Annotated in this window: 16 protein-coding genes; 8 read left to right on the top strand and 8 right to left on the bottom strand. The window is 58.7% G+C overall.

Going from position 1 to position 26,942, the window contains the following annotated elements; genetic code table 11:
* Positions 1-27: 27 nt before the first annotated feature.
* From lon to ACA053_RS23455, 4 genes are all read right to left on the bottom strand, one after another.
* Positions 28-2,445, bottom strand: a complete 2,418-nt coding sequence (lon, locus tag ACA053_RS23470) for an endopeptidase La (protein WP_109634562.1) — start codon at positions 2,443-2,445, stop codon at positions 28-30.
* A gap of 916 nt (positions 2,446-3,361) precedes the next feature.
* Positions 3,362-3,739 carry a DUF6124 family protein gene (locus tag ACA053_RS23465; RefSeq protein WP_497313477.1) on the bottom strand — a complete coding sequence of 126 codons (378 nt, stop codon included), beginning with the start codon at positions 3,737-3,739 and terminating at the stop codon, positions 3,362-3,364.
* A 497-nt stretch (positions 3,740-4,236) separates the two neighbouring features.
* Positions 4,237-6,648 (bottom strand): glucose/quinate/shikimate family membrane-bound PQQ-dependent dehydrogenase, encoded by a 2,412-nt coding sequence (locus tag ACA053_RS23460; RefSeq protein ID WP_497393826.1) that lies wholly within the window; start codon positions 6,646-6,648, stop codon positions 4,237-4,239.
* Positions 6,649-6,861: 213 nt separating this feature from the next.
* Positions 6,862-8,244, bottom strand: a complete 1,383-nt coding sequence (locus ACA053_RS23455; protein ID WP_497393825.1) for a carbohydrate porin — start codon at positions 8,242-8,244, stop codon at positions 6,862-6,864.
* Positions 8,245-8,527: 283 nt separating this feature from the next.
* Between ACA053_RS23455 and ACA053_RS23450 the strand changes: the two genes are divergently transcribed.
* Complete coding sequence (locus ACA053_RS23450) at positions 8,528-8,758, top strand: VF530 family protein (RefSeq protein WP_007903672.1); 231 nt, start codon at positions 8,528-8,530, stop codon at positions 8,756-8,758.
* A 2-nt stretch (positions 8,759-8,760) separates the two neighbouring features.
* Positions 8,761-9,417: a Pr6Pr family membrane protein gene (locus tag ACA053_RS23445; protein WP_497313471.1), complete on the top strand. Its 657-nt coding sequence runs from the start codon at positions 8,761-8,763 to the stop codon at positions 9,415-9,417.
* 198 nt (positions 9,418-9,615) lie between these two features.
* Here the strand turns inward: ACA053_RS23445 and ACA053_RS23440 are convergent, their stop codons facing one another.
* On the bottom strand, positions 9,616-10,398 hold the full coding sequence (locus ACA053_RS23440) for a siderophore-interacting protein (protein ID WP_497313469.1): 783 nt from the start codon (positions 10,396-10,398) through the stop codon (positions 9,616-9,618).
* Complete coding sequence (locus ACA053_RS23435) at positions 10,391-10,972, bottom strand: PadR family transcriptional regulator (protein WP_497313467.1); 582 nt, start codon at positions 10,970-10,972, stop codon at positions 10,391-10,393. The genes ACA053_RS23440 and ACA053_RS23435 overlap by 8 nt, the downstream gene beginning before the upstream one ends.
* Positions 10,973-11,479: 507 nt before the next feature.
* Between ACA053_RS23435 and ACA053_RS23430 the strand changes: the two genes are divergently transcribed.
* From ACA053_RS23430 to ACA053_RS23405, 6 genes are all read left to right on the top strand, one after another.
* Positions 11,480-11,965: a CS1 type fimbrial major subunit gene (locus tag ACA053_RS23430; protein WP_497313465.1), complete on the top strand. Its 486-nt coding sequence runs from the start codon at positions 11,480-11,482 to the stop codon at positions 11,963-11,965.
* 109 nt (positions 11,966-12,074) lie between these two features.
* Positions 12,075-14,597 (top strand): TcfC E-set like domain-containing protein, encoded by a 2,523-nt coding sequence (locus ACA053_RS23425; protein ID WP_497393824.1) that lies wholly within the window; start codon positions 12,075-12,077, stop codon positions 14,595-14,597.
* 34 nt (positions 14,598-14,631) lie between these two features.
* Entirely contained in the window at positions 14,632-15,897 is a 1,266-nt protein-coding gene (locus tag ACA053_RS23420) for a hypothetical protein (protein ID WP_497393823.1), read from the top strand.
* Between the two features lie 43 nt (positions 15,898-15,940).
* On the top strand, positions 15,941-16,681 hold the full coding sequence (locus tag ACA053_RS23415) for a molecular chaperone (RefSeq protein WP_497393822.1): 741 nt from the start codon (positions 15,941-15,943) through the stop codon (positions 16,679-16,681).
* A gap of 3 nt (positions 16,682-16,684) precedes the next feature.
* Positions 16,685-17,185, top strand: coding sequence for a CS1 type fimbrial major subunit (locus tag ACA053_RS23410; RefSeq protein ID WP_497393821.1), 501 nt, complete (start codon positions 16,685-16,687; stop codon positions 17,183-17,185).
* A gap of 8 nt (positions 17,186-17,193) precedes the next feature.
* Positions 17,194-18,450 (top strand): hypothetical protein, encoded by a 1,257-nt coding sequence (locus ACA053_RS23405; protein ID WP_497393820.1) that lies wholly within the window; start codon positions 17,194-17,196, stop codon positions 18,448-18,450.
* A gap of 56 nt (positions 18,451-18,506) precedes the next feature.
* Here the strand turns inward: ACA053_RS23405 and ACA053_RS23400 are convergent, their stop codons facing one another.
* Positions 18,507-23,582, bottom strand: coding sequence for an NEL-type E3 ubiquitin ligase domain-containing protein (locus ACA053_RS23400; protein ID WP_497393819.1), 5,076 nt, complete (start codon positions 23,580-23,582; stop codon positions 18,507-18,509).
* A gap of 151 nt (positions 23,583-23,733) precedes the next feature.
* On the bottom strand, positions 23,734-26,850 hold the full coding sequence (locus ACA053_RS23395; RefSeq protein ID WP_497393818.1) for a transglycosylase domain-containing protein: 3,117 nt from the start codon (positions 26,848-26,850) through the stop codon (positions 23,734-23,736).
* Positions 26,851-26,942 lie beyond the last annotated feature (92 nt).

Here is a 26,942-nt window from a genome sequence, read left to right as displayed (position 1 = left end):
TAGCGGTAGAAGGGCGCTAGGTGACCGTCAGAACAGAATCTTCGCCACATCCGCAAACCGCTTGGCAAAGTGCACGGTAATCCCTTCCTTCAGATAGTCCGGCAGTTCATCAAAGCTCCCTCGGTTCGGCTCCGGCAGGATCAACTCAAAGATCTTCTGCCGCCGCGCCGCGATCACTTTTTCACGCACCCCGCCAATCGGCAGGACATGTCCGGTCAGGGTCAGTTCGCCGGTCATGGCGATGCCTCTTTTCGGCGCCTGGTTGCGGGCGAGCGAGAGCAGGGCGCTGGCCATGGTCACGCCGGCGCTCGGGCCGTCTTTCGGAGTGGCGCCTTCCGGGACGTGCAGGTGGACGAAGGCTTCGTCGAAGAACTTCGGATCGCCGCCAAACGACTTCAGGTTTGAACTGACGTAGCTGTAGGCGATTTCCGCCGACTCTTTCATCACATCGCCCAATTGCCCCGTGAGTTTGAAGCCTCGGTTCAAGGTGTGGATGCGCGTGGCTTCGATCGGCAAAGTGGCGCCGCCCATGCTGGTCCAGGCCAGGCCGGTGATGACCCCGGTGCCGGACAGCACTTGCTCGTTGCGGAACACTGGATGGCCGAGCGAGGCTTCGAGGTCTTTCGGACCGATTTTGATCACCGCTTTCGGCTCGTCGATCAACTTCACCACGGCTTTGCGCACCAGTTTGCCCAGTTCTTTTTCCAAGTGGCGCACCCCGGCTTCGCGGGCGTAACCATCGATCAAGGCCTTCAAGGCGCTGTCGCTGATGCTCAGGCTGCCTTTGGACACGCCAGCCTTCTCAAGTTGCTTGGGCCACAGGTGGCGCTTGGCGATGGCGATTTTTTCTTCGGTGATGTAGCCCGACAGGCGAATCACTTCCATCCGGTCCAGCAAGGGGCCGGGAATCGAATCCAGGGTGTTGGCGGTGCAGACGAACAGCACTTTCGACAGGTCCAGACGCAGGTCCAGGTAGTGGTCGAGGAATTCGACGTTCTGTTCCGGGTCGAGGGTTTCCAGCAGCGCCGAGGCCGGGTCGCCCTGGTAGCTTTGGCCCATCTTGTCGATCTCGTCGAGCATGATCACCGGGTTCATCACTTCGACGTCTTTCAACGCTTGGACGAGTTTGCCCGGCTGTGCGCCGATGTAGGTGCGGCGGTGGCCCTTGATCTCGGCTTCGTCGCGCATGCCGCCGAGGCTGAAGCGGTAGAACGGCCGGCCCAGGGATTCGGCGATGGATTTGCCGACGCTGGTTTTACCCACGCCGGGCGGGCCGACCAGCAAGACGATGGAACCGCTGATCTCGCCTTTATAGGCACCGACCGCGAGGAATTCGAGGATGCGGTCCTTGATGTCGTCGAGGCCGGCGTGGTGTTTGTCGAGCACCTTGCGCGCGTGCTTGAGGTCGAGTTTGTCTTCGCCGTACACGCCCCACGGCACCGAGGTCGCCCAGTCGAGGTAGTTGCGGGTGACCGCGTACTCCGGCGAACCGGTCTCGAGGATCGACAGCTTGTTCATTTCCTCTTCGACGCGTTTTTGCGCTTGGGCCGGCAGGACTTTGCCTTCCAGGCGCTGCTCGAACTGTTCGATGTCGGCGCTGCGGTCGTCTTTGGTCAGCCCCAGCTCTTGCTGGATGACCTTGAGTTGTTCCTTGAGGAAGAACTCGCGCTGATGCTCGCCGATCTTGCGGTTAACTTCGGCGGAAATCTCTTTCTGCAACCGCGCGACTTCGACTTCCTTGCGCAGCATCGGCAGGACTTTTTCCATGCGCTTGAGCATGGGCACGCAGTCGAGCACTTCTTGCAGCTCGTTGCCGGTGGCCGAGGTCAGGGCAGCGGCGAAGTCGGTCAACGGTGACGGATCGTTGGGGCTGAAGCGGTTGAGGTAGTTTTTCAGCTCTTCGCTGTACAGCGGGTTGAGCGGCAGCAGTTCCTTGATCGCGTTGATCAGCGCCATGCCGTAGGCCTTGACCTCGTCGGTCGGCTCGGTGGGCTGGTGCGGGTATTCGACTTCCACCAGGTATGGCGGGCGATGGTGTTTGAGCCAGGTGCGAATGCGCACGCGGGTCAGCCCTTGGGCGACGAATTGTAGTTTGCCGTTTTCGCGACTGGCGTGGTGCACCTTGACCAGCGTGCCGTACAGCGGCAGGGCCGAGGTGTCGAAATGGCGCGGATCCTCCTGGGGCGTGTCCATATAGAACAGGGCCAGGGAGTGGTGGTCGGATTTGCTGACCAGGTCGAGGGTTTCGGCCCACGGTTCTTCATTGACGATGACCGGCAGCACTTGGGCCGGGAAGAACGGGCGATTGTGGATCGGGATGATGTAGACCTTGTCCGGCAGGTTCTGGCCGGGCAGGGCGAGGCCTTTGCCGGTGGAATGGTGTTCGGCGTTCTCTGGGTCGGCGTATTCGCTCGGGTCTTCAGGGAATTCTTGCTGGTCGCTCATGGGGCACCTGCGCAATGGGGTATGGGTCTTAGATGGGGCAGGTGGGGGGTGGTTTCAATGGGGCGGGATATTTCTGGGTGTGTGTTCAGGGTTTGGACAGGTGCTTTTGACTTGGCGGCCTTTGGGCCGACCATGTTCTTGGTGGTTGTGTACATATCCGTTTCTGCGGTAATGGCGGCTGGCGGTTTCGCCCTTACGGCGACTCACTTTTTTTACAAGCGCCTAAAAAAAGTAAGCAAAAAAACGCTCGCCCCAAGCGTCCGGCCCCTCGCTAAGGCTCGGCGTACCTTCGCTCCGGTATCCATCCGGGGACACTGCCCTCCGGTCTGCTTCGCGACGACCTACATGCAGCGTGTTCGACTGCGTCGAACGGCGCTGCGCGCCACTCCCCGGATGAACACCTCCACTCAGCCTCCCGAAAGGGGCGGGTGGATCAAGATCAAGAGCTGCAGGCGAGCTAACGCTCGGCCTGTTGAGTGGTGAGAAGCGGATGTACGCCGGGCCCTTGTAGGAGTGAGCCTGCTCGCGATGGCGGCCTGACAGCCGACCAATCTCTTACTGATGTACAAAATTTAATTGTGGGAGCTGGCCTGCCAGCGATGGCGACCTGACAGCCGACCAACATCTTGCTGATGTACCCAATTCAATTGTGGGAGCTGGCCTGCCAGCGATGGCGACCTGACAGCCGACCAATCTCTTGCTGAAGTACCCAATCCAATTGTGGGAGCTGGCTTGCCCGCGATGGCGGCCTGACAGCCGACCAATCTCTTGCTGAAGTACCCAATCCAATTGTGGGAGCTGGCCTGCCAGCGATGGCGGAGTGTCAGCCAACATCAATGCCGGATGTCGGACAGCAATCGTCGGAGCGCCGCCCGGAGCAGGTTCACTCCCACAGGGGATTTGCTTCCACTGGGGATCAGCTGTGCGGCGCAGGTTTTGGTATAGCGACGTTATCGAGCATCCGGTTTGCTGCCAGCTCGGCCAGCATGACGATCTGTTGAATGGCCATCGCCTTGTGCCGGTGCGGGCCTTCCAGATAATCCGCGAAATCACTCGCCATCACGCTGGCCTGGGCCAACGATTCACAGGTATGGGCCAGCAGGTCTTCGTCTTTGATATCCGGCGCAATCAAAAACATCGTGCTGGGTTTGCGGGTAGCGGGGGATTTGAGGGCGGCGGGATTGAGGTAGTGATCCAGTGCGCGCTCGGCGGCTTCGTTGAGTTTTTTGGAATCGAGGGACTCGTAGGGGGAAACGTCGTCGGTTTGCGGGGGATTCGGGGTTTCTTTGAACATGGTGAAGCTCCATTCGGGGACAGGGAGTTCGCCACGACTGCGACCAAGCAGTTGGGTGGCGAACCGTACGCAGGTTGGTCGACCAGGGAATGGAACCCGGCAGGGCCGAAGCCCTCCCACGCACAGCTCGCCATGAAGCAATCACGAAAAGTGCGTCATTCTAAACCTGGGCGACCAAACCCGGCCGCTGAATTTGCAGCGACCTCGAAAGCCTATCGAACGGGCTTCTGACACGACAACCGATAGAACTTGTCGGAATCCTCCGCCAGAACAGCAACGGCTGTAGGACGTTGGCAAATAAATTCAGGCCTGACGCGGCCCAATGTGGGAGCGGGCTTGCCCGCGATGGCTGTTTAACATTCAACACATGTGTTGACTGATACACCGCTATCGCGGGCAAGCCCGCTCCCACAAGTGATAGGCGGTGTGGCGGAAAATTCCGACAAAAAAGGCGACCCCCTCGCAGGAGTCGCCTTTCCTTCAACCGCCGCTAAACCTTACTCGGACAGTTTGTACGCAATCACATAGTCACCTTGCTTGGTGCCCAGCGACCCATGACCGCCAGCCACGACGAGCACGTATTGCTTGCCGTCCTTGCCGGTGTAAGTCATCGGTGTGGTTTGTGCACCTGCTGGCAGGCGACCTTCCCACAACTGCTTGCCGTTTTTCACGTCATAGGCGCGCAGGTACTGGTCGAGGGTGCCGCTCAGGAAACCAACGCCGCCAGCAGTGACGAAGGTGCCGCCCAGGCTAGGCACGCCCATGCTCAGCGGAATTGGAACCGGTGAGCTGTCGCGCACGGTGCCGTTTTTGTGTTTCCAGATGATTTTGCTGGTGGTCAGGTCGACCGCTGTCACGTAACCCCAGGCAGGTGCCTGGCATGGCAGGCCCACAGGCGAGAGCAAGGGTTCGAGGACGACGCCGTATGGCGCGCCTTTGTTCGGCTGCACGCCTTCGGTTTCGCTTTTGCGCGGGCCTTGGGCGGCGATTTCGGCGGCCGGGATCATTTTCGATTTGAACGCCATGTAATCCGGGTTCATGAAAGCGATCTGACGCACCGGGTCAACCGAGATGCCGCCCCAGTCGAACACGCCGAAGTTGCCTGGATACACGATCGAACCTTGCAGCGATGGCGGCGTGAACGGGCCGTCGTAGCGCATGGATTTGAAGTCGATCCGGCAGATCAGTTGGTCGAACGGTGTCACGCCCCACATGTCGCGCTCTTGCAGCGGCGGCGGCATCAGGTTGAGGTCGGACTTCGGTTGGGTCGGCGAGGTGTGATCACCTTCGACAGCGCCTTGTGGCACCGGCACTTCGTTGATCGGCACGATCGGCTTGCCGGTGCTGCGATCCAGCACATAAATGCTGCCTTGCTTGGTGGACGCGAGCACCGCTGGCTTCACGCCGTCAGCGGTTTTCAGGTCCATCAGGGTTGGCTGGCCACCGACGTCCATGTCCCACAGGTCATGGTGGGTGAACTGCATGTGCCAGCGTACCTGACCGGTCGCGATGTCGAGGGCGGTCAGGCCGGCGGCGTGCAGTTCCGATTCAGGGGTGCGATCGCCACCGAACTGGTCCGGGGTCTGGTTGCCCATCGGCAGGTAGAGCATGCCGAGTTTTTCGTCGACCGCGAACATGGACCACATGTTCGGCGAGTTGCGGGTGTAGACCTGGCCTTCGGCAATCGGCGTGGTGTCGTCCGGGTTGCCGCTGTCCCAGTTCCACACCAGTTTGCCGGTGTGCACGTCGAACGCGCGAATCACGCCGCTGGGTTCGTCGGTGGAAACGTTGTCGGTGACGTGGCCGCCAATCACCACCAGATCCTTGGTGACCGCTGGAGGTGAAGTGGAGTAGTAACCGCCAGCGTTGAAGCCGCCGATGTTGGCGGTGAGGTCAACCTGGCCTTTGTTGCCGAAGTCTTCGCACATCTTGCCGGTGTCGGCGTCGAGGGCGATCAGACGAGTGTCGGCGGTCGGCAGGAAGATCCGGCGCGGGCAGACCGTGCTGACCGGCGCAGGGCTGGCGGTGCCGGTCGGGCTTTGCTCGGACGCGTAAGCGGCGTCATCGTGATAGGTCACGCCACGGCAGGTCATGTGTGCCCAACCCTTGAAGTTCGCCGCGTTTTGCGTCGAGAGCTTCGGATCGAAACGCCAGATTTCCTTGCCGGTGTCCGGATCAAGGGCGATCACCTGGCTGTGCGGCGTGCACACGTAGAGCATGCCGTTGACTTTCAGCGGGGTGTTTTCGGCCGTGGTTTCGCCCGGGTCGTTCGGCCCAGGCAGGTCGCCTGTGCGGTAGGTCCAGGCGGGAACCAGTTTGTTCACGTTCTGTGGAGTGATCTGCGCCAGTGGCGAGTAACGATCACCGTGGGCGCTACGGCCGTAGGAATTCCAGTCACCGTCGGGCATGGCCGGGGCGGTGTTGGTCATGCCCGGTACGCTGTCGCGGTCCAGTTCGCCTTTGATTTCACCCGGGTTGGTGAACTGGCTGGCCAGCGCGGTAACGCCAGCGAGCACCACGGCCACGCTCAACGCGCCAGTGCCCATCGGCGCAGGGCCGGTGATCAGCAGCGGACGGCGGAACCACGGCAGCAACATGACGAGGCCCAGCGCAAACAGCATCGCCAGACGCGGCACCAGTTGCCACCAATCGAGGCCGACTTCCCACAAGGCCCACACGGTACTGGCAAACAGCACCAATGCATAAAGGCCCAGCGCAGCGCGGCGGGCCAGGATCAGCAGCACGCCGGTCAGCGTCAGGCCGATACCGGCCAGCAGGTAATACAGCGAGCCGCCGAGCATGCTCAGCTTGATCCCGCCGGCCAGCATGGCCAGGCCCATTAGCAGAAGCAGAATGCCGAGCAGGGTCGGCAACAGACGGCTTCGACTCAAAGCACCATCAGTGCTCATAGTGTGGTTCTCCGTGACGTTTTAAGTAGTCCCGCGCAAGTTCACTGTAGATGACGATCCTGTGCGGGCATGGTTCATATAAAAATGGTTCGGTTGACGCGATACCTGTGGGAGCTGGCTTGCCAGCGATAGCGGTGTCTCAGCTGGCGCAGATGTTGACTGACATACCGCCATCGCTGGCAAGCCAGCTCCCACAGGGTTTTGTGGTGTGGGTTAGAAGGATGACTGGATTTTTATTCCGCCAATCAACGCGTCATCGACCTTGTCCACGCCACCGGGGTGGCGGATGTATTGCAGGTTCGGGCGCACGGTCAGCCAGTTCGTGACGTGCACGCCGTAATAGAGTTCGGCGCTGTATTCGGTGTCCTGGGGTGGCAGGAACGAGGGATCGTCGTAGTCATAGACAGCGCGGGCCTGATTGGTCGCTTCGGCGTTCTTGCGATAGGCCGGGTTGACGTGGACGCGGGCGAGCGCAAAGCCGATGTCGTCCTTGGCGCGCGCATCGAACAGGCCTTTGTAGACGACGCCGGCCTGGACATAGTTGTCGATGGCGTTGGTTTTCTTGTCGTGCATCGTGCCGTTGGCGAACACGCTCAAGCCGCGAGAGTTGTCGCTGGCGCGGCTAGTGATTTGCTGTTGCACGCCCAGCCACACGCCGTGCTTGCTCGACGCGCTGCGGTAAGCCTCGCCACTCAGGGCGGCCGGCTGACCATTGCTGTCCTTGTAGGCATCCGTGGCCTTGGCGTTGCTGTAGTAATAACCGGCGCGGTATTCGCCCGGCAGGCCGTTGAGCTTGGGCGACCACACCAGCTCGACCGGCAGAATCGCGCCCTGAGTGCCGCTGCCGCTGAGCTTGAAGCCGTTGCCGCGATCGAGGTTCGACGGGTTCTGCTCATACGCGCCGACTTGCGCGTACAGCTCTGGCGTCAGGTGATATTTGACGCGCATCGCCCACTGGCTGACCGGCCAGTTGTACCAGATGCCGCCAACCCAGTTGCCGACCTGGGAACCGCAGAACGCCAGGTTCTGGAAGTCGCACGGGAAGCTGTTGAAGTCCTCGCCTTCGCCAAAGCGGCCGAGCTTGATGTCGAGCTTCTGGTCGAAGAATTTCTGCTGATACCACATCTGCGTCAGGCGCCAGGTTTGCCCACGGCCCCAGACTTCCTGGGCGGAAGTGAAACCGCCCACACGCGGGTCGTTGATTCGGTCGTTGCTGATGTTGTTGCCGCTGCGCTCGGTGATCGTCAGCTGAAATTCGGCGTCGTCCCAGCCGAGGATTTTCTGCAAATCCAGATGCGTGCCGAAACCAAACTGGTCGCTGTAGCGCGCGGTGCGATCGTGGTCGTAGCCGCCGTGCAGATTGCTGCCCATTTCGCCGGTGTAATCGACTTTGAAGTCATAGCCTTTTTCCGAAAGTTCGGTGCGCGTGCCGTTCCAGTCGCCGAGCATCCAGGGCGATTCGCTATCGAAGGCGGGAGCGGCCTGGGTGCAGGTTGCAAGGCCTAAAGCGGTCAACCCACCGATCAGGTTCAGGGCTTTTCGGCTGGCAATAGCGGTGCAGACAGCGCTGTCTCGCGGAGTTGGGAAATCAGGCATAGAGAAGGAATTCTTGATCTTTTTCTGGGGGGTGAACGGAAAGCGGCACTATGTCGCGGGCAGATGAAGCGTTTCAGCTTGACGGGCGCAAGGATAATGTCCTGTTACAAATAGAGAAAGCGCTTTTCGTGACATGAATTATTTCCTGTTTGGTAACAGTGCCAGGCAGCGATCTGTTCAAGGTCACCTACATTTACCAGAGAGCGCACAGAGCGCTTCCACCCGGCCATCCCCTCGGCTAAGGTGCGCGGCTTCCCATCCTGACATCGCTCGAAGGCCCGGCATGACCGAACAGAACAACAACCCGCTGCACGGCGTGACGCTGGAGCAAATCCTCAACGCCCTGGTTGAACATTACGAATGGTCGGGGCTGGCCGAGCGTATTGATATTCGCTGCTTTAAAAGTGACCCGAGCATCAAGTCGAGCCTGACCTTCCTGCGCAAAACCCCGTGGGCGCGGGAGAAGGTCGAACGCTTGTACGTGAAGCTGATGCGCACCAAGCGCCCGCTCTGAACATGGCCAACCTGTCGACACCAGGTTCTGCCGCGAGGCGTCGTTTTGTGGCGGTGGCCGCGGTGCTGGGTTGGGCGGGGCTGGCCATTCAGCTGTACCTGATTCTGTACTCGCGCTGGACGCTGGAAGCGAGCTTGATCGGTGGGCTGCTGAGCTTTTTCAGCTACTTCACTGTGCTGACCAATACGCTGGTGGCGACCGTGTTGACCTGCGAATGGACGTCCCGTGAGTCGGCGGCGCGACGCTGGTTCTTGCAGCCGTGGGTCAGCAGCGCGATTGCCGTGAGCATCGTGGTCGTCGGCCTGGCGTACAGCCTGTTGTTGCGCCACTTGTGGCATCCCGAAGGCTGGCAGTTGCTGGCCGATGAATTGATGCACGACGTCATGCCGCTGCTGTTTCTGGCGTACTGGTGGTGGTGCGTGCCCAAAGGCACCTTGCGCCTGCGGCATATCGGCCTGTGGGTAATTTATCCGCTGGTGTACTTCGCCTATTCACTGCTGCGTGGGCATGAGTTGGCGGTTTATCCCTATCCGTTCATTGATGTCGGTACGTTGGGTTATCCACAGGTGTTTTTGAATGCGGGGGGATTGTTGGTTGGGTTTTTGGTGATCTCATTGTTGGTAATCGGGTTGGATCGGTGGCGACCGGGCCGAAAGTGAACCCCCATTGTGGCGAGGGGACTTTGTGGCGAGGGGACTTGTCCCCGTTGGGTTGCGTAGCAGCCCCAAAATCTCGGCAGTTGTCGAAGATTTTGGGGAGCGCTTCGCACTCCAACGGGGACAAGTCCCCTCGCCACAAAAGCCCTCACCACAGGAGCCTCTTAACCACAGGAAAACTGGCAGGCATAAAAGCCACAGTCACTCTTCGTCGCTGCCATCCGCCCGCCAGTAACCCACGGCTTTGACGAATTGCTCATTCAGACCATGCTCATCAAGCAGCACCCGACGAATCTGCCGTGACACCTTGGTCTCCGTCGCCACCCACGCATATAGATTGCCGATGGGCACTTGCAGCTGCTTCACGGTGGTCAGCAGATTGTCTTTGCCACCGTCACGCAACACCCAGATCACATTGACCTGCGCGGCGCTTTCCAGGCGTTGCTGCTCGGCGCCGTTTTCCACTTCCACGATCACCAGTGCACGCCGATTGGCCGCCAGGCCTTCGAGACGCCGGGCGATGGCGGGCAGGGCGGTTTCGTCGCCGATCAGCAGGTAGCTGTCGAACATGTCCGGCACGATCATCGAGCCGCGTGGCCCGCCGATGTGCAGGAACTGGCCGGGTTGGGCCTGCTCGGCCCATGTCGCGGCAGGGCCGTCACCGTGCAACACAAAGTCGATGTCCAGTTCCAGCGTGTCGAGGTCATAACGACGGGGCGTGTAGTCGCGCATCGCCGGCATCGGCCCGTTGTCCTTGCCAGCACCGAGCACCAGGGTTTCCAGCGCTGCTTGTTCTGCTGCGTTCTGCGGGAACAGCAGTTTGACGTGGTCGTCCGTGCCCAGGCTGACGAAACCGGCCAGCTCCGGGCCGCCCAGGGTGATCCGGCGCATCCGCGGGGTCAGGTCGACCACGCGCAGCACTTGCAGGCGACGGCGTTTGATTTCATGCATGACGCGGTGAATGGTGTGCACAACTTCAGTCATTCGGCTGCTCCTGAACGGGTTGAACGGCCGGGCCGTCGACGATGGCTTTGGCGGTGTTGTTGAGCAGATCGCGCACCCGCAGGATTTCTTCCGGGCTCCAGCGGCCGTGGTGCATCTGCAAGGCGTGACGCAAGTTATGCACCGCTTCGTGAATCTCGGCGGGACGATCATGGCCACGCAATGAGCGCTTGCTGACCTCAATGCGCATCCGCACGCCGTCCAGCGCAATGGCTTGCTCGGTCAACGACAGGCGTCCGGCGTCGGTGATGCTGTAGCGTTTTTTGCCGCCCTCGGCATCGCCCAGGATCATTTCGCTTTCTTCAAGAAAGGTCAGTGTCGGGTAAATCACACCAGGGCTGGGGCTGTACGCTCCGTCGAACATGCTTTCGATCTGGCGGATCAGGTCATAACCGTGGCAGGGCTGTTCGGCGATCAGTGCCAGCAACAGCAATTTCAGGTCACCGGGGGCGAACACCCGGGGACCGCGTCCGCCGCGTTCACGGCCGGGGCCTGGGCGTTTTTCGAAGCCGTCGCGGCTGTCGCTGTGGTCTCGATGGGAATGATGGTCTCTCATTTTGCGTCTTCTCTCGTCGTGTTTAGATACAACTTAAGATATATCTTTAGCCTTGTGCAAGCCTTCTTGACCAGCGGTCGCTTCGGTCGCCGCTGGGAGGACAGGCGCCCTCAACGACCGGGAATGAGGCATCGGTTGCTCTTTTAGAGTAATTAAACTAATCATGGAAGTTCGCCAGTTGATAATTACTTCGTTATCGTGATCAGTAGTACCGGTCTTACGGAAGTTTAATTAGTTATTGTCTGTGTGCTTTTTCAGTTAAATCTGTGTGTAGTATTTCTCTGAGGGTAAAACAATTCAGTTGGTGTTTTTTTAACTATTTTCCTGCTGTTCGGAGGCCGTTGTTACTACATGTTCTTCGGAAGTTACGTACTTACTTTCTCAAGGGATTGGTCGATCATTCTCCGGCGTCGAAAGTTAAGCGAAATCGCCATCTTCGTATTGAGTGGTATTCGCGTTACAAGACTTTCCTCGGCCCAATCCCTTGAAATTGACAGGTACTTAATAATGTTCAAGAAGCTTGCAATCACCGTTCCGATGACCCTCTTGGCCCTGAGTTCTTCGGTGGCGTTCGCTGCGGATGAAATACGCTCGTCCATCAACATCAGCGCTAATATCCCCACCTTTGCATTCCACGCCCAACCGGTGGATCCTAACTTTGGTAAAGATGAAAAAATGACCTGGGATATTGTAGACGAGGGCTTGAGGCCGCTGCGTGCGACTTACGATATCCGCCACACTCTCGGTTCGGTCAATGCTTACGTGGAAGGTGGTCCGCAACCGCTGACCAACGGCAACAACAACATCTTTCTGACCTACAAATTCAACGGAGTCACTTTGACCGGTACTTCTCAAGAAGTGGTCGGCGATACCGAATCCAACGGGGGTATGCGGGCTGATCTGGTGATTAGCGCCGCCTATCCGATTAGCACTCAGACAGGTCTTTACACGGCCAATCCAGTCCTGATTTTCGATGCCGTTCCGCGCATCTAAGTCAGCCATGACTTAAGGCTCGGCCTTATTCGTTAACACTTACCGGTCGATGGGTAATCACTGCCTGTCGATCGGGTTTCAACGCACTTATCTGCAGAGTATCCCGTTCATGTTCCCGATGACGCCCATCGCGACGGCGCTTGCCCTATGTTTTTGTGCAACTGCCCTGGCCGCGCCCACGGAAAACGGCCACACACCTCGAAGTTTGCTTGCGCAAGCCAAGGGTTTGCCGACCGACTTCGAAGAGCATTTCTTTGATGTGCCATTGGCGGTGCGGGTGGAACTTGATCAACAGTTTCTCGGCGAGGCGATGGTCGTATTAACCCGCGACGATCGAATCACCTTAGTTAACTTCAATGATGTCAGCGACAGCACAATCAAGCCCAGCGAGCGTGACATCTGGGCCAACCATCTTAAACAAGGCGTGGCGCTGGGCGCCTGCCAGGCCAACTGCCCCGAACAACTGTTGGCTGTGCACTACAGCCTCGAAAACTCGCTGGTGTCGATCCTCACGGAAAACGCCGAACGCGATGATCAGGTGCAGCTCTATTACAACCTGCCCGAAGGCGGCAGCACCGGGTTGATCGTGCGTAACCAGCTGAACCTCAATGGCGGCCAGAACCAGGACCTCGGTGGCCGTTACGGTCTGGAAGCCAGCAGCAGCCTGGGCAACTGGACCCAGGCGGTGAACCTGCAGTTGTCCCGCCTGGGCGGCATGGACAACCAGACCTATCACGCGGTGCACGAGCTTTTCACCCAACGCGAACTGCAAGGCAACTTTCTGCGCCTGGGCTTGTTCACGCCCACCTCGGAAGGCCTCACTCGCCAGCCACGCTCCTTTGGCGCCAGCCCTGACACTGCGCTGGGCGTCATGTACGGCAGCTCCGACAGCCTGGCCATCAACAACCCGAAACCGGCGGTCTACCCGATCTACGTCACGGCCAATCGCCAGGGCTCGGTGGAAATCTATCGCGACGGTTTGCTGATCAACACTCAGTCGATGCCGGCCGGTTTGCAGACCCTCGATACGCGGCCACTGCCCGGTGGTATCTATGAAGTGGAAGTGCGGCTGATTGAAGACGGCCAGATCACCTCCAGCACGCAGGAACTGGTCTACAAGCCCAACAACTGGCGCAATCATGACGAGCGCTGGCGCTACAACCTGTTCGCCGGACGTGAATCGAAAATGCTCAGCAACTGGGAAGAGCAGGCCGACGGCGACATGACCGCCGGTGCCGCGCTCAACTTCCTGATGCACCCAAGGGTGATCCTCGGCCTGTCGAGTCGACAGGTGAAAGACTCCCTGCAATACGGCACGTCGGTCGACTGGGCCATCGTCAACAACGCCAGCGTTTATGCCAACGTCTACAAGACCCAGGACTACGGCACCGGCCTCGATGTGCAGGGCCTTTATTCCTACGGCAGCGGCAGCCTCGTCGCCAGCCATAACCGCAGCTGGCTCGACACCACCCGGCTCTACGACACCCTGCCCGACGGCACGCGCGTGCGGCAGCGCAACGTATTTATCGGCCAGACCAGCAACTCGTCCTTATCGGTGAATCATCGACTTACCAGCAAAAGTTCGGTCAATGCCCGGGTGTCCCACAGCGAGGGCAACACCGAAGGCGTCGGCCTGGATCTGGGGTGGACGCAACGCACTCAGCTATTTGGCAGCGATGCCAACTGGCGCCTGTCGCTGTTCGACCGTCCGGGCAGTTTCAGCTCGGGCAATGATCGCAATCGCGGCCTCGACCTGAGCGTGAACATCGCGCTGGGCGGCCCGGGAGAGCAGCTGTCCGGCAGCATCGGCACCCGCACCGATCGCGACGGCGGGCGCGATAACAATGCCTCGCTCACCTACCGCAAAACCTTGCAGGATCACCTGCTGCAGAGCGTCTCGGCCACGGCGATCACCGACACCTACGGCATCGGTCTGAACGCGATGGCGACGATGCAATCGGACCGGGTCAACGGTGACGGTTTTATCCAGCGTTCGTCGTTCAACAACGACCTTACTGGCGGTTTGAACCTGGACAGCACGGTGGCCGTCGGCGGGCAAAAAATGGTCATGACCAGTCAATTCCACCGCAACGGTGCGGGCATGATCATCGATGTCGAATCAGACATCGACGGTATCGCCTTGCGTGCCGACGACTTGAGCGGCGGCAGCGCGGTGCTCAAACCCGGGCGCAATTTTGTGCCGATCACGGCGTACAAAAGCAGCTCGGTGAGTTTCGATTTCGAGGGCACCGACGTCCCCGCCGCAACCATTCAGCCTGCCCGTTCCAGCTACCACCTGAACAAGGGCGGCGTGGGCTACCGCCAGATTCGCGTGATGCGAACCCTCACCGTACTCGGCCGCCTGATCGACCCCCAGGGCAATCCGCTCAAAGGCCATCACATCATTAACCACGCCAGTCGCGGGGTGAGCGAGGTGGACGGGTTCTTCTCCATGGAAATGAACGCCGGCGCACCGACCCTGGAAGTGCGCTACGGCGACCAGTTGCTGTGTCAGTTCCGGCTGGACCCGAGTCAGGGGCGTACTGAAAACAATGTGTTGATGATCGGGGATTTGCGTTGCAGCCCAGACACGCTGGCCGACGTTGGCGATGCCGCGCAGAGCGCCGGCTGATGTGGGTTGATCAATCTCTGGAGTGCATGACTCGATGAATGTTTCGACTGCTTTCCCATGGCGCACGGCAGTGGCTCTTTTTATAGGGGCCTGTCTGGTTGCGGCAAGCTTCCAGGCCGTCGCGGTCGTACTTCCGATCACGGCCACCTTCAACCCTGACCCGAGCAACCCGCAGAAAAACGAATTCAGGAATACCACGCCCAATAGAGGGTTTTGTCAGGATTACCCCGCTATCTGCAAGGCTCACGGCATATTCAGTTTGCGCTCTCACGTGACTGTTGGATTGCACGGCGATGTCCAGCCCAACCACGAAGACGTACGAAAAGGCGCGATGATCAAGACGCCCGCCGCCTGGCGAGCGTTGACAGTGTTGAACCGCGAGACCGGTGAACTCGCCACGGTTGAGGTGCGCATTGCCGGGATGGGCGGTGTTTACACGCTCAGCCACTCTGCGTTGGAGCTGACAGGGGAACCGGATTTTGTCAGGGCGCATACGGCATTGTGGGGACGCGACTGGCAAATTGCGCCGGGACCCTGCCGGGCAATAGGCCCTCCAAACTATTACGGTTTGACCGGTTTTCAGTTTTTCTGGCTGACCCCTGAAGAAGCGGTATGTGGCAAGCAGGCCAAATTCCTCATTCCCGGGTTTGGTTACGGCGCTCTGGATTTTACCTACGAACTGCGCACGCCGGATCCGTTGAAGATGTCCTCGGGCGTCTATCAGGGCACGCAGGTCTATTCGATCGGCCCTGGCGGCGATTTTGACCTCGGTGACATCGTCGTGCCCGCGGATGCAATCATCCAGCTCGACTTCACCCTGACCGTCGAACACACCCTCAAAGTCGAGATTCCCCCAGGTGGCAATCGAATAGAGCTGCTGCCACAAGGCGGCTGGCAAGCCTGGTTGGCGCAGGGACGCAAACCCACGCGCCTGTCCCGCGACCAGACGTTCAATCTCTCAGCCAGTTCGCGGTTCAAGATGAAACTGGAGTGTGAATTCACCCAGGACGGCAAGACCTGTTCGTTACGCGAGCCGGTGTCCGGCCATGTCGTGCCGCTGAACGTCAGCGTCAGTCTGCCTCGCGGTTTGAGCGACGCCAATGGCTTCGCTGTCGAACGGCGCCCCCTGCTGCGTGACGGCAGCGGCACCGAGTTATTTCAACCGGCTTTTTATGTAGAGCGAAGACCGGGAACGCTGCACTTCGAGATTCCTCCCGACGAAGTCGCGGAAATGATACGGCCCGAGCGCCAACGGCAGTACTCCGGGAATGTGACGGTGATCTGGGATTCAGACATCTAGCAGGCCGCCCTTTTCAGCATTCAATTCAACGAGGTTCAGTACGATGAAACACCTGTTGGCACTGTTTGGTTTTTATCTTTTCACGCAAATGGCTCACGCCGCACCGAGCATCAATATCGGGACTGTTTACGACTACCTGGATAGCGACAAGAGTACTTACTTGAAACGCGTGTTCAATGGCGGCGACAGCACGGCCTTCGTCAAGGTCAACATCCTTGAAATCCTGTATGACGCCGATGGCACCTCGCGCGAAGTTCCGCTCAAGACCCAGGCCGACGGCAATGCCCGGGATGGCTTGATGGCCAGTCCGGCGCGGCTGATTGTGCCGGCCAATGGCATGCAGGGCACACGGTTGCTGTACATGGGCGAACGCGACAGAGAGCGGTATTTCAGGGTGCGTTTCGTGCCGGTCGTACCGGAGAAGGAAGACGAATTCGCCGTCTCCAGCGAAGAGCGCGAAGACTACAAAAAGTCCTTGTCCGCCGGGGTCACCGTGCTGGCAGGTTACGGCGCGGTGTTTTTCGTGCGGCCCAAAGAAACGCGTTTCGACAGCGCAATCGAGAACGAGGCGGGCAACTACCGGATCCGCAACAACGGCAACACCGTGGTGGTGATCGACGAGTTCAAGGATTGCTCGGTCAAGAACGAGCAGGACTGCCAACCGACGACCAAGCATCACATTCTGGCCGGCCGCACGTTTCAGTTCGACAAGCAGGCCGGTCGCGAATATCGCTTTACCCTGATTGAAGGTGAAAGCAGCAAAAAACTGGACGTGAAGGGATAACCCATGAGCAAGAAGCTGATCCAGGTTTTTTTGTCGGCCGTGGTGATGGGGTCGAGCGCTGGTGCCTCCGCCGCCAGGGAAGTGCACACCTTCGAAGTGTTCGTGACGATTCCGACCCAGGCGTTTTATGTCATTCCATCAGACGCTGGCTGGATCCACCGTGAGCAGCAACTGCCGTGGAATCTGAGGTCGTCGACATTGGGTGGCTTGCGCAAATATTTCGACGTGAAAAACGAAGCGGGCTCGATCGAGGCGCGGCTTGATGGTCGTCCCTATCTGTCCAACGGCACCGACGCCCATGACATTGCCTTGCGAGTGCTGTTCAACGGCAAGCTGTTAAGCGAGCACGAAAACAGCGAAGTGGTTTCGCTGACCGAGGCAGCACCCGGAAAACGCGTGTTGCTGGAAATCATCCCGATGCCGCCTACCGATGGGGTTTACAAGCCTGGCAGTTACTTTGGCAGCGTCAACATGATCTTCAATGCGATTCTTCCGGGGGCTTGAGAGAGGCGATGAACATCCTGAGCACTGAAAAAATTCCGAGTCGGTTGGCTTGGGCCATTGTGGCGTTCGGATGGAGCATTGAGCCGGCGATGTCGACGTCAATGGACATTACGGCGCTATTTCGGCCTGATCCATCGAAGCCTGCAGACAACAAATTCATCAACCAAACGCCAAGCAGTGGTTATTGCGCGTCGTATCCTTCCGAGTGCAAGAACCAGAACATGTTCAGCATTCGGCTACCACTGAAATTCGAGTCAGTCAGGCCCATGCTGCCTGATGCCGAGCCACGTAATAATTCAATGTTCAGAGTCCCGGCTCAATGGCGGTCCCTGTCCGTGAAGAATGAAGCTACGGGGGAGTTGGAGCAGGTCGAGGTACGCATTGCCGGTATGGGGTCTCAATATAAGCTCAGTGAGACGACCATCAGCCTGACAGGTGCCTCGAACTGGCTCGAAGGGCATCAGACCTTATGGGGCTCAAGTTGGGTCTACTCACCGCCCCCCTGCGAATACAGTGGTGTCGGCTCCTACGACCCCTGGAGCTATACCTTTTTCTGGAAAACGCCTGTTGAAGGCGTTTGTGTCAAATCGACCCGATATCCAATACCGGCAATGACTTATAACTATATAGATTTTGCTTACGAGCTTCGTACGCCGAACCCGTTGAAAATGTCATCCGGGCTTTATACGGGGACCATGAGCTATCGCGTCGGGCCCGGTGGCGACTTCGACATGGGTGATGTGATGTTGCCGGACGATAACCTGATCACGCTCAACTTCGCTTTGAATATCGAGCACACCTTGAAAGTGGAAATCCCTCCCGGTGGCGATCGTGTGGAACTGGCCCCGCCGGGTGGCTGGCAAGCCTGGCTGACCCAAGGGCGCAAACCGACCCGGTTGTTTCGTGATCAGACGTTCAACATCTCGTCATCGACCCGCTTCAAGATGCATCTGGAGTGTGACATTCCGGGATTGTTCGATTGCATGATTCGCGACCCCGTTTCGCAACGCGCGGCGGTGGTGCAACTCAGCGTCAGCTTGCCGAACGGCTTGACGGATACCAACGGGCAACCGGTCAAGCGTCGTCCGTTGCATGTCGGGCACGTGAATGCACAAGAATTCAAACCCAGTTTTTACCTGGATCGTGCGCCGGGCATCCTGCATTTCGAGATTGCACCTTATTACGTGAACTACATGTTGAAGCCGGGCGAGGCCTCCAAATATTCCGGGAACTTCACCGTGGTTTGGGATTCGGAAATCGGATAAGCGCGTAGCGCGTAGCATGCCCTGAAGGCGTTTGTTTGCCTTCAGGGCACTGGCGGTTACCCGGCGTTGAGCAGCGCCTGTCGGGTCAACCGTCTGCTCAGTTGTTTTTCCTCGTAGCCGATGTCGTTCAGCAATCCGCCGTAGACCTCGTCGGTCATTTCTTCATCGGTGAGCACCCGGTTTACCTGGACGTTCAGTTGATTGGCAAGGTCCAGCAGTCGCTTCTTGATCGCCTGTCTTTGCGCAATCACCCGTCCTTTGGCGTTCGCCCAGGAACGCTGGGCCTCGCGCAATTCATCCAATTGATCGGTTCTGATTTCATACGTCCGGGCATTGCGCCTGAACTCCGCGGGATACGTGTCATGCAGGTATTTTTCCCAGAACGACTGCTCGATCATGTGATTGATCAAACCGTCACCGGCTTCCATCGACATCACGGTATCGAAGGCTGTATCGAGTGTTTTGGCACTCACGCCGGCAATGGGTCGATAGAGCATGGTCTCTGATTGCCAGGGTAAACCGAGTCGCTGGGCTAGGCCGGTCTCGTAAGCGAGGAACACTTCGACTTCATCGGGATGACCTTTTCGGCTGGCGAAATCCGCCCGGGCGATGTCATCCACCCGTTCGAGACGCGCGGCGCCTTTTGCCAGGGCCACCAATCTGCTTTCCAGGATCGCGGCCGAAGTCGACTGGGCATACGCCTCGCTGACCAAGACTTTGATGCCCATGTTGTTGAAGACCTGAGCACCGGCGTCAGCGCACGTGGTCGGTGCGGTTGCCATTTCAAACAACTCTTTGCGCAGTGCCGTGTCCAGGTCGATGGCCTCGATCATTCGCCATACTCGATCACTCAGCTGCTTGCGCCGATCGCCACCGGCGCGGTAGTCGGCAGACTCTGTCTGCTTCTGGATCAAGCTGAAGAACCCTCGGGAGTGTGGTTCTGTCACCAGGTCGTGCCAGGCTTCTACCCTGAAGATGCCCACGCCGGCGGCCTTGTCGCTCCACCATTGGGAATCGTCGGACATGGGCCACTGATTGATCGCATGCTCCGCAACGGCCGAATAAGGGCGATCAGGGCTGATGCCCACTGATCTTCGGTAGTCTTTGTAAACAATCAGATTGGCGTCCGAAAGGTCTGTCGGAAACAGTCGCGTACGGGCCACGAGGCGCGCGGCCTCCGAACCGGGAACGACCAAGGGGATGTCGCGTAACGGGTTTTGCATCAGGTCCAGATAAAACCCGCGCGGGCGGCGCCTTGCGAACAGGCCTTCAGGCCAGGCGGTTGCGCCGGTGTTGCTCAAACTCAGAATCTTCAGTTTCGGCATGCGTTCGACGTTCGGCAGCAGACCCAACTGCGGGTTGTCATCGAGCCTGAGCGTTTCCATATGGGTCAAATGCCGCAATTGCTCGACGGCCGACCGGGTCAAGCGGAGCTGGTTGTTCATCAAGCGCAGCGTGCGAAGAAAATGCATTTTGCCAATCGTTACCGGCAGTTCCTTCAGCTCACAGCCCCTGGCGCTCAGTTGCCGAAGTCCGGTGAAGTCTTCCAGCAGCCCCGTGGAGGTTGTGGAAAAGGCAGTACGGTCCAGATTTAGCGTGCTGACCTGGTCGAGGTAGTACTTCAGATCCGGCAGTTTGCTCCACCACAACTCAAGGTCAATCGTGTTGAATTCCATCGACAGGTCCAGCACATACCCGCCTTCCAGCGTCTCACTGCGATCACCAAAGGCCCTCGACTTTCTTTGAAAGCACTCGATGAGTCGCTCGCTGATATGTAGCCCGCCACCTCTCGCGAACCCTTCTCTGTCCGGACCCCAGGCATCCGGTTGCTGATTCCGCCATTTATTGAGCTTCACTTGAAGTTCATAGAGTTCGCGGTCAAGCCGATCGAGGGTCTTGCGCGCCTGAGTTTCTTCGCCTAGCGATCGAACAAACGTGCTGACCTCGCGCTCGTTCAAATGTGGGTAAGTTCCCTGCACCCGTTCCGCCAGGGTAGCCCTTTGTATGGAAAAGCCCGGGCCACGCAACAGCAGCAGGGTGTCCGGGTCGCCGATCGGGCGAATCGGTGGCTGCGCCAACGCGATCCGGCGCTCGGCGGGGGCTTCGGTTTTGACCAGCACCCATTGCCTGAACGAGGCTCCCTGGCCGGGGCGATATCCCAGTTGCAGGCGTTTGCCGGCCGGCAGCGCGTTGAGCACCGATTCGTAGAAGTCGTCGGCTTCGTGCAATTTGTGGTTGTCGGCGTCCCACACTTCGTACCGTGTCCCGTCATCCTTGATCAAAACCCGGATGACCGAAGCGTCTTCTGCTCCCACGCTGCACCGCAAGGGCCCGATGTCGGTGCCCTGACGAACGTCGATACGCAAATCGCCGAACGCGTCGGTGTGAATCCTGAGCGCGTTCAGCACCAATCGCTCGGTCTCTGGTATCCAGCGCGCATCATCGGTGAAACCTTCATAGGCATGGTTGGCCCGGGTTTCGAAGGCCGCTTCACGTGCCTGGTTTTTCAGGTTCAGCGGCAGGCGTTTGTCCTGTGTCATGCGTTCGAGCTCAGCGCCGTTGGCACTGTTGAGCAGTACGGTTGCCGCGCGGGTCGGCAACGCTGGAGCCACCTCGCGCAGCTGTTGAACCTGCGGGTTGGCGCTCGCTTGTGCGGCTTGATAGCGCTGATTGAAGATATCGGGTCTGAGGCGGTCTGCCTCGTCAGCCAATTGATTGCGCAGCGCCTGAAGCTGTTCTTCCCGGGCGACACCCGGGCCGAGCAGCGCTTGAAGTTCGTCTTCGCTCAGAAACTCGGTGAGCTGCTTTGGCAGGTCACCCTGCATGAGACGGGACAGACTGGTGGCGAGCGTCTGTTCGTCGCTCGCCCAGGCATTTCCGTAGGTGCGAAAGCGGCCCCTCAGGTCGGCGTTTTCGTAGACTCTCAGGGCTTTGTCCGAGGGCCAGCCTTCAAGGTAAGTCACCAGCGGTTCGAACCAGTAAGAAGCGGGATCGATAGGCCGTCCGGAGCGGATGTCATGAATCGTCTGCTCGGTTTGCTGCTGAATGTCTGCGCGATCAAGGCCGTCGGCAAGCAACGGGGGCGGGGCGGTGTTTTCGACGTACATTTGGCGTAATGCAGCCGCTTCGGTGCCGCTGGCAATGCGAATTTGCTCCAGCTGCGCATCGTTGAAACCGTCGACGCGGTAACCGAGACGCCGCATCAGTGTCGGGTGGTCCCAGTCTCGCGGGCTTTCCGCTTCATGTGTCCAGGCGCCGAAACCGTTGTGTTTCACCTCGGGTAAATAGGCCTCGCCACGATGGGGGTGTTTGACACGATAGTTGCCCGTTTTCGGGTCTTTTTGCACGGCGTAATGTTTTTTCTCCAGCGGCAGAATCTGCTGACCTTCATGAGTATGCAAACCCGATTCGTCAGGCCTGGAATCGGCTGGCAACTCGACGTTCGGGTGCTCGTAGGGCTTGAGGTCGGGATGCCACAAGCGTTGCTGGCCATTGGGCAGCTCCACCGGTTTCATGCCTTCGAACAACGGTGAAAGTTTCAAGCGAGCGATCTCGCCAATCTTCACGCCGGCAGCAAACGCCGCCAATTGAATAGCATCCGTCACCACGCCGACGATATGCTCAGCGGCTTCTGTCCACAGCCCCAACGTCATGTCGACGATGCCTTCGATGACATCGCTGGCGATCTGATAGGCGGTGTAGGCCATCATCAATTCCCCCAACCCCGGCACGAACGGTGTGATGACCATCAGGGCGACGTTGAAGATGTCCGAGACTATTTTCTTGAAGTTCTCCCACCAGGCCCATCGGGCATCGCGATCGGTGTCGGCGGTGGACACGGCAATGTGTCGGGCGTCATTGAGGATCTTGTTCAGCTTCTGCTCAAAGCGGTATTCCCAGAATTCGCCGCGGATCGGTGTGGCGCTGAAACGAAGACTGGGTGGGTCGACCGGGACTTCTCGCCAGCTGGGTCCTGGATCCAGCGGATCTTTCTGATGCCATTTCACCTCGAACAGTCGCTGTTGCAGCCCGCCGAAAAAATGCCCTCGTTCTGACTGATCGACGAACCGGCTGAAGTATTGGCGATAAGTCATGCCAGCGGACGAGATGACCTGGTTGTCACGCAGCTGGCGAGTCAGTTCATTCATGAAGGCAACAGTGGACGGATACTCTTTCAGCGGATGTTCAGGGCCTTGCGGGACATACGCGAATATCGGTACGGCTTCACGCTCTCGCTCGCCCTTGTGCTCGCGATACAGCTGCGGCGTAATCAACACGATCCCGGCCAGTCGGCTATCCAGAACGGACAATTCAGCGAAATGCATCACCCGGCCTTTGCGAGTGAGGTTGCGCTGACCATCGAGCATCTTCAGAATCAGATCGCTCGCCTGGGCATCAATGTCGCCGGTCATCAGCGCTAATTGAACGGCTGCCTTGAAGGCCGCTTTCTCGCTCTCGATGATTTTGAGTTGCAAAAAACGCTTCGCGACGGCATCGCGAGGCAGCAAGCGGTCTTCAAGATAACGGGCATAACGCGCGCCGATGTCCAGCTTGCGACACAGGGTCTGGAACTCGGCGATGGACATTTTGCGTTTGACCGGCAAAACGTCGAAGTGACCGCGCTCATCGGGCTGACTGATGAAGTCGGAATCTGCCTCACAGGTTTCGGTCCGTGCGAAGTTGTGTAGGGCGGCGTTCAGCAGTGAGACGGTTCGGGTGACGACGCCGCCGGAAATGTCGATGGCATACCAGGGGCGCTCTTTGGGTAAATAAAGATGTAAACAAGTTGTTCTTACATCGACATCGACGCCGTACTGTTTCTTCAATGCCTCGGTGAGTAAGGGTTCGGCAAAGTCATCAACGTTTTGTAACGCTTCAATAAACCGATCCACCTTGTTCTGAGCGGACCAGAGTTCGAGGTTGGCTTCTTGTAACAGCGTGTGATCGTATGTGTTAGCCGTCTTTAACCATTGTCCGGACATTACTTCCGTGAGGCCCAACTCCCGCGCCCTTCGCAATGAGGCGTCCTTGAACGTTGGGTGAATTCGACGGTTGATGAAATCGTAGTGACGGCCCTTATTGTCGTCTGTCACCGACGGGTGAACAGCTTTACGTCCTTGTAAATCTGACATTGTTTTTATAAGCCTTGAGCAGTGATAGAAGACAACAGCCTATCTTTCATCGCTCAAAGTAAAAGTCTGAATTATTGCTGTCAGGTTCCTGTGGACAGTGCCGAAAGCATTTGAATTATCCATGCCGAAAATAATTAATTACCACCCGCGATCAGCGCCGTGCGACCTCAACCGGCAGGCATCCGGTGTGACCTCCCGGTTGCAGGTACGGTGTCAGAATCGGCGCCATGCCTTTAAGCACTTGCACCGGCAATGCCGAGGTGAATTTAAAGGCTTCGGCCGTGCGCCCCGGTACAAACGCAGTCAAGGTGCCGAAGTGGTTGTCGCCGATGAAGAACACAAAGGTCGCCGTGCGGTTGATCGACTTCGAACTCAGGATCCGCCCACCGGACCCGATGGCTTCGATGCGGTTATCGCCGGTTCCGGTCTTGCCGCCCATGGCTAAGGGTTCGCCATCGGGCGTGATGAAACTGCCGGAAACACGTTTGGCCGTACCGGCATCCACCACTTGCGACAAGGCCTCGCGCATGGCCGTGGCGACTTCAGACGGCATCACCCGTTTACCAGCGTCCGGATCGTTGATCAGTTTGGTTTCGTATGGCGTATTGGCCGCGAAATGCAGGGTGTCGATGCGCAATGTGGGCATGCGCACACCGTCGTTGAGGATGGTGCCGATCAACTCGCCCAAGGCTGCCGGACGGTCGCCGGAGCTGCCGATGGCGGTGGCCAGCGACGGCACCAGGTGGTCGAACGGGTAACCGACTTTCTGCCAGCGCTGATGAATGTCGAGGAAGGCTTCGATCTCCAGCATGGTGCGGATACGGCTGTCGCGGGCGCCCTTGTGACGACTCTTGAATAGCCAGCTGTAGACCTCCTGACGCTCGAACTGGCTGGCTTTGACGATCTGGCTCCACTTGGCATCCGGGTTGTTCAGCAGGTAGCCCATGAGCCACAGGTCCAGCGGGTGAACCTTGGCGATGAAGCCCTGATCCGGCAGGTCGTAGGCGCCGGGGCTGTAATTCTCGTAGAGCCGTTGCAGGCGTTCGTCGGTGAGTTTTTCGGTGAGCTTGGCGCCTTTGAGGTGCGCACGCACGAAGGCATTGAAGCTTTCCTGACTGGCCTGCGGCAGCAGATAACGGTGCACGGCCGCCATGCGAATCGGCGTTGGGCGCATGCTGTCGAGGAAGGTGTCGAGCCGCGCCTGGGTGTCCTTGTTTTTGTATTTTTTCCAGAACTTCAACAGGAACGAGGTGCCTTCGCGGTCGGCGAAACTGGCCAGGTATTCCTGACGCCGTGGGTCGCGATCATCCTTGAGCAATTCGGCGCTGTTGTTGGGGCCTGAATACGTGGTGTAGCGCACCACGTCACGCATCAGTCGAATGAAGGGCAGGTTGATCGACTCACGCAACGCATCGCGCAAGGTCGGAATGCGGCCGTTGTCTTCCTTGCGGAAGTTGACGAAGGTGTGCAACCCGCCGCCGGTGAAAAAAGCTTCGCCGGGGCTGGCCGAGTATTTACGATCCAGCGCGGCGCCGAGCATGGCTGACAGATTGCGGTCCTTGTTCTGGATCAGGTAATCAACGGCCCAGCGGCTCAGGCGATCCTGATCCGGGATGTCGACTTTCTTCAGTTCCGGGATGGTCATCGTGGCGTATTTATCGTGCAGCTCGGCCATGATTTGCAGGTAGGTGGTGAGCACGCGCATTTTCGCGGTCGAGCCCAGTTCCAGCTTGCTGCCTTCATTGATGTCGAACGGCTGGTCGGTGCTGTCGGTCTGTACCCGCACGCGTGCGCCGTCCGGTGTCAGCTCGAACAACGTAAAGCTGTAGCGCACCTGGGTGGTGCTGGTGGGGGTGAGCAAGCGTTCGCCCATCAGGCCGATTTGTGTCGCAAACACTGGGTCGGCCAGATGCTTGAGGTATTCGGTGGCCTGGGTCTGCAAATCGCCTTGCAGGGTGCTGGTGGCCGACAGGTCGAGGCGGTCGAGGTCGTACAGCGGACGGTTGAGCAACCCGCCCAGACGGCTGCGCGCCACGCTGATGCCTTTGTTGGTTTCAATTGGCTGAATGGTCGGCTGGGTCTGCCAGTCGCGGTAGGTCACCTGGCTGGCCAGGGCGGCTGCGGCGAAGGGCGCATCGATCACGCCATTGGCTGCCAGCAGGCGAATGTGGCTGTCGGTGAGATCCGCCAGTTCATCGTGACCCTTGGTCAGGTAGTAAGACGGGCGGCGCTGGGCGATCATCAGCGAGAGCATTTCACGCAGGGCCAGGCCTTTTTCGGCCATGCTCTTGGGGTCCGTGTCGGTGCTGGCCAGCCGTTCGTTGGCCTTGTTGAAATCGGCGCCGTACCAGACGCGCAACCCTTCGGCCATGCCATGCACTTCACCGTGGCCCGGTACTGCCGACAGCGGCACGCTGTTGAGGTAGTCGCGAACCACGTTTTGCCGGGCCTGCAAGGTTTCCGGGCCCGCCTGATAAGCCCGCACGGTGGCGGAAATCATCTGCCGGATCTTTTCCGGGCCCGACGCCGTCAGGCCATCGGGCGAGTGCCGATACTTTTCAAGTTGCGTCGCCAGCGTACTGCCGCCCGCCGACTGGCCCGGCAGGTGAATCAGCTTGGCAACCTGGGACCAGATCGCCATGCCGAACCGCGGCCAGTCCACGGCGGGGTTGGCCAAGGGTTGCTTGGGGTCGAGCAAAAAGCGGTTTTCGATAAACAACAGACTGCTGACCACCACTGGTGGAATCGACTCAAAGCTTGAATACAGTTGTTGTGGGTATTTGTACTGATAAAGCGGTGCTGCACGGCAATCGGTAATCGACAGTCCAGCCTGGATTTTCTCCGCGTAGGGCACGAAAAAGCCGTTGTCGGTGTAGTCCATCAGCTTTTGGGAAAAACGGGTTTGTGACGCAATGACGTAGTCACGCTTGAGCAACCGCGGCAGAAACTCGTCCAGCGAGCTGTAACCCAAACGCAAGTCGAACGGGCCTGCACCGGGATAGCGAATGGCGTCGCTGGGGCCGGGTTTCATCTCGTAACTCAGGGAAGCGGCGAATTTACTCACCTCGCGGGATTGAAACTTCGAGGTGCGCATTTCCTTGGCAGCGGCAAGCCCCAGGACAATCAGGATAATCACCAGCAACAACCAGAACGCCCCCCATCCGTGCGTCACTCGACTGCGAGGGGGTTTTTCAGGTAAAGGCGCTTCATCCACACGTTCAGTCGGAACCACAGTTTTACTCGAATCGGTTTGCCATAAAGCGCCCATAGTCGATTGATCCATTCACGCAGATTGATCGGACTTGTCTGAAGCTTAGTCGGTGGTTGGCGATGGTGAAAAAATTGTGGATACACAAATTT

It is taken from the genome of Pseudomonas sp. LBUM1672 (genome assembly GCF_059695655.1).
Note: the sequence above shows the minus strand (reverse complement) of the source record. Positions and strands in the feature narration are given on the sequence as shown.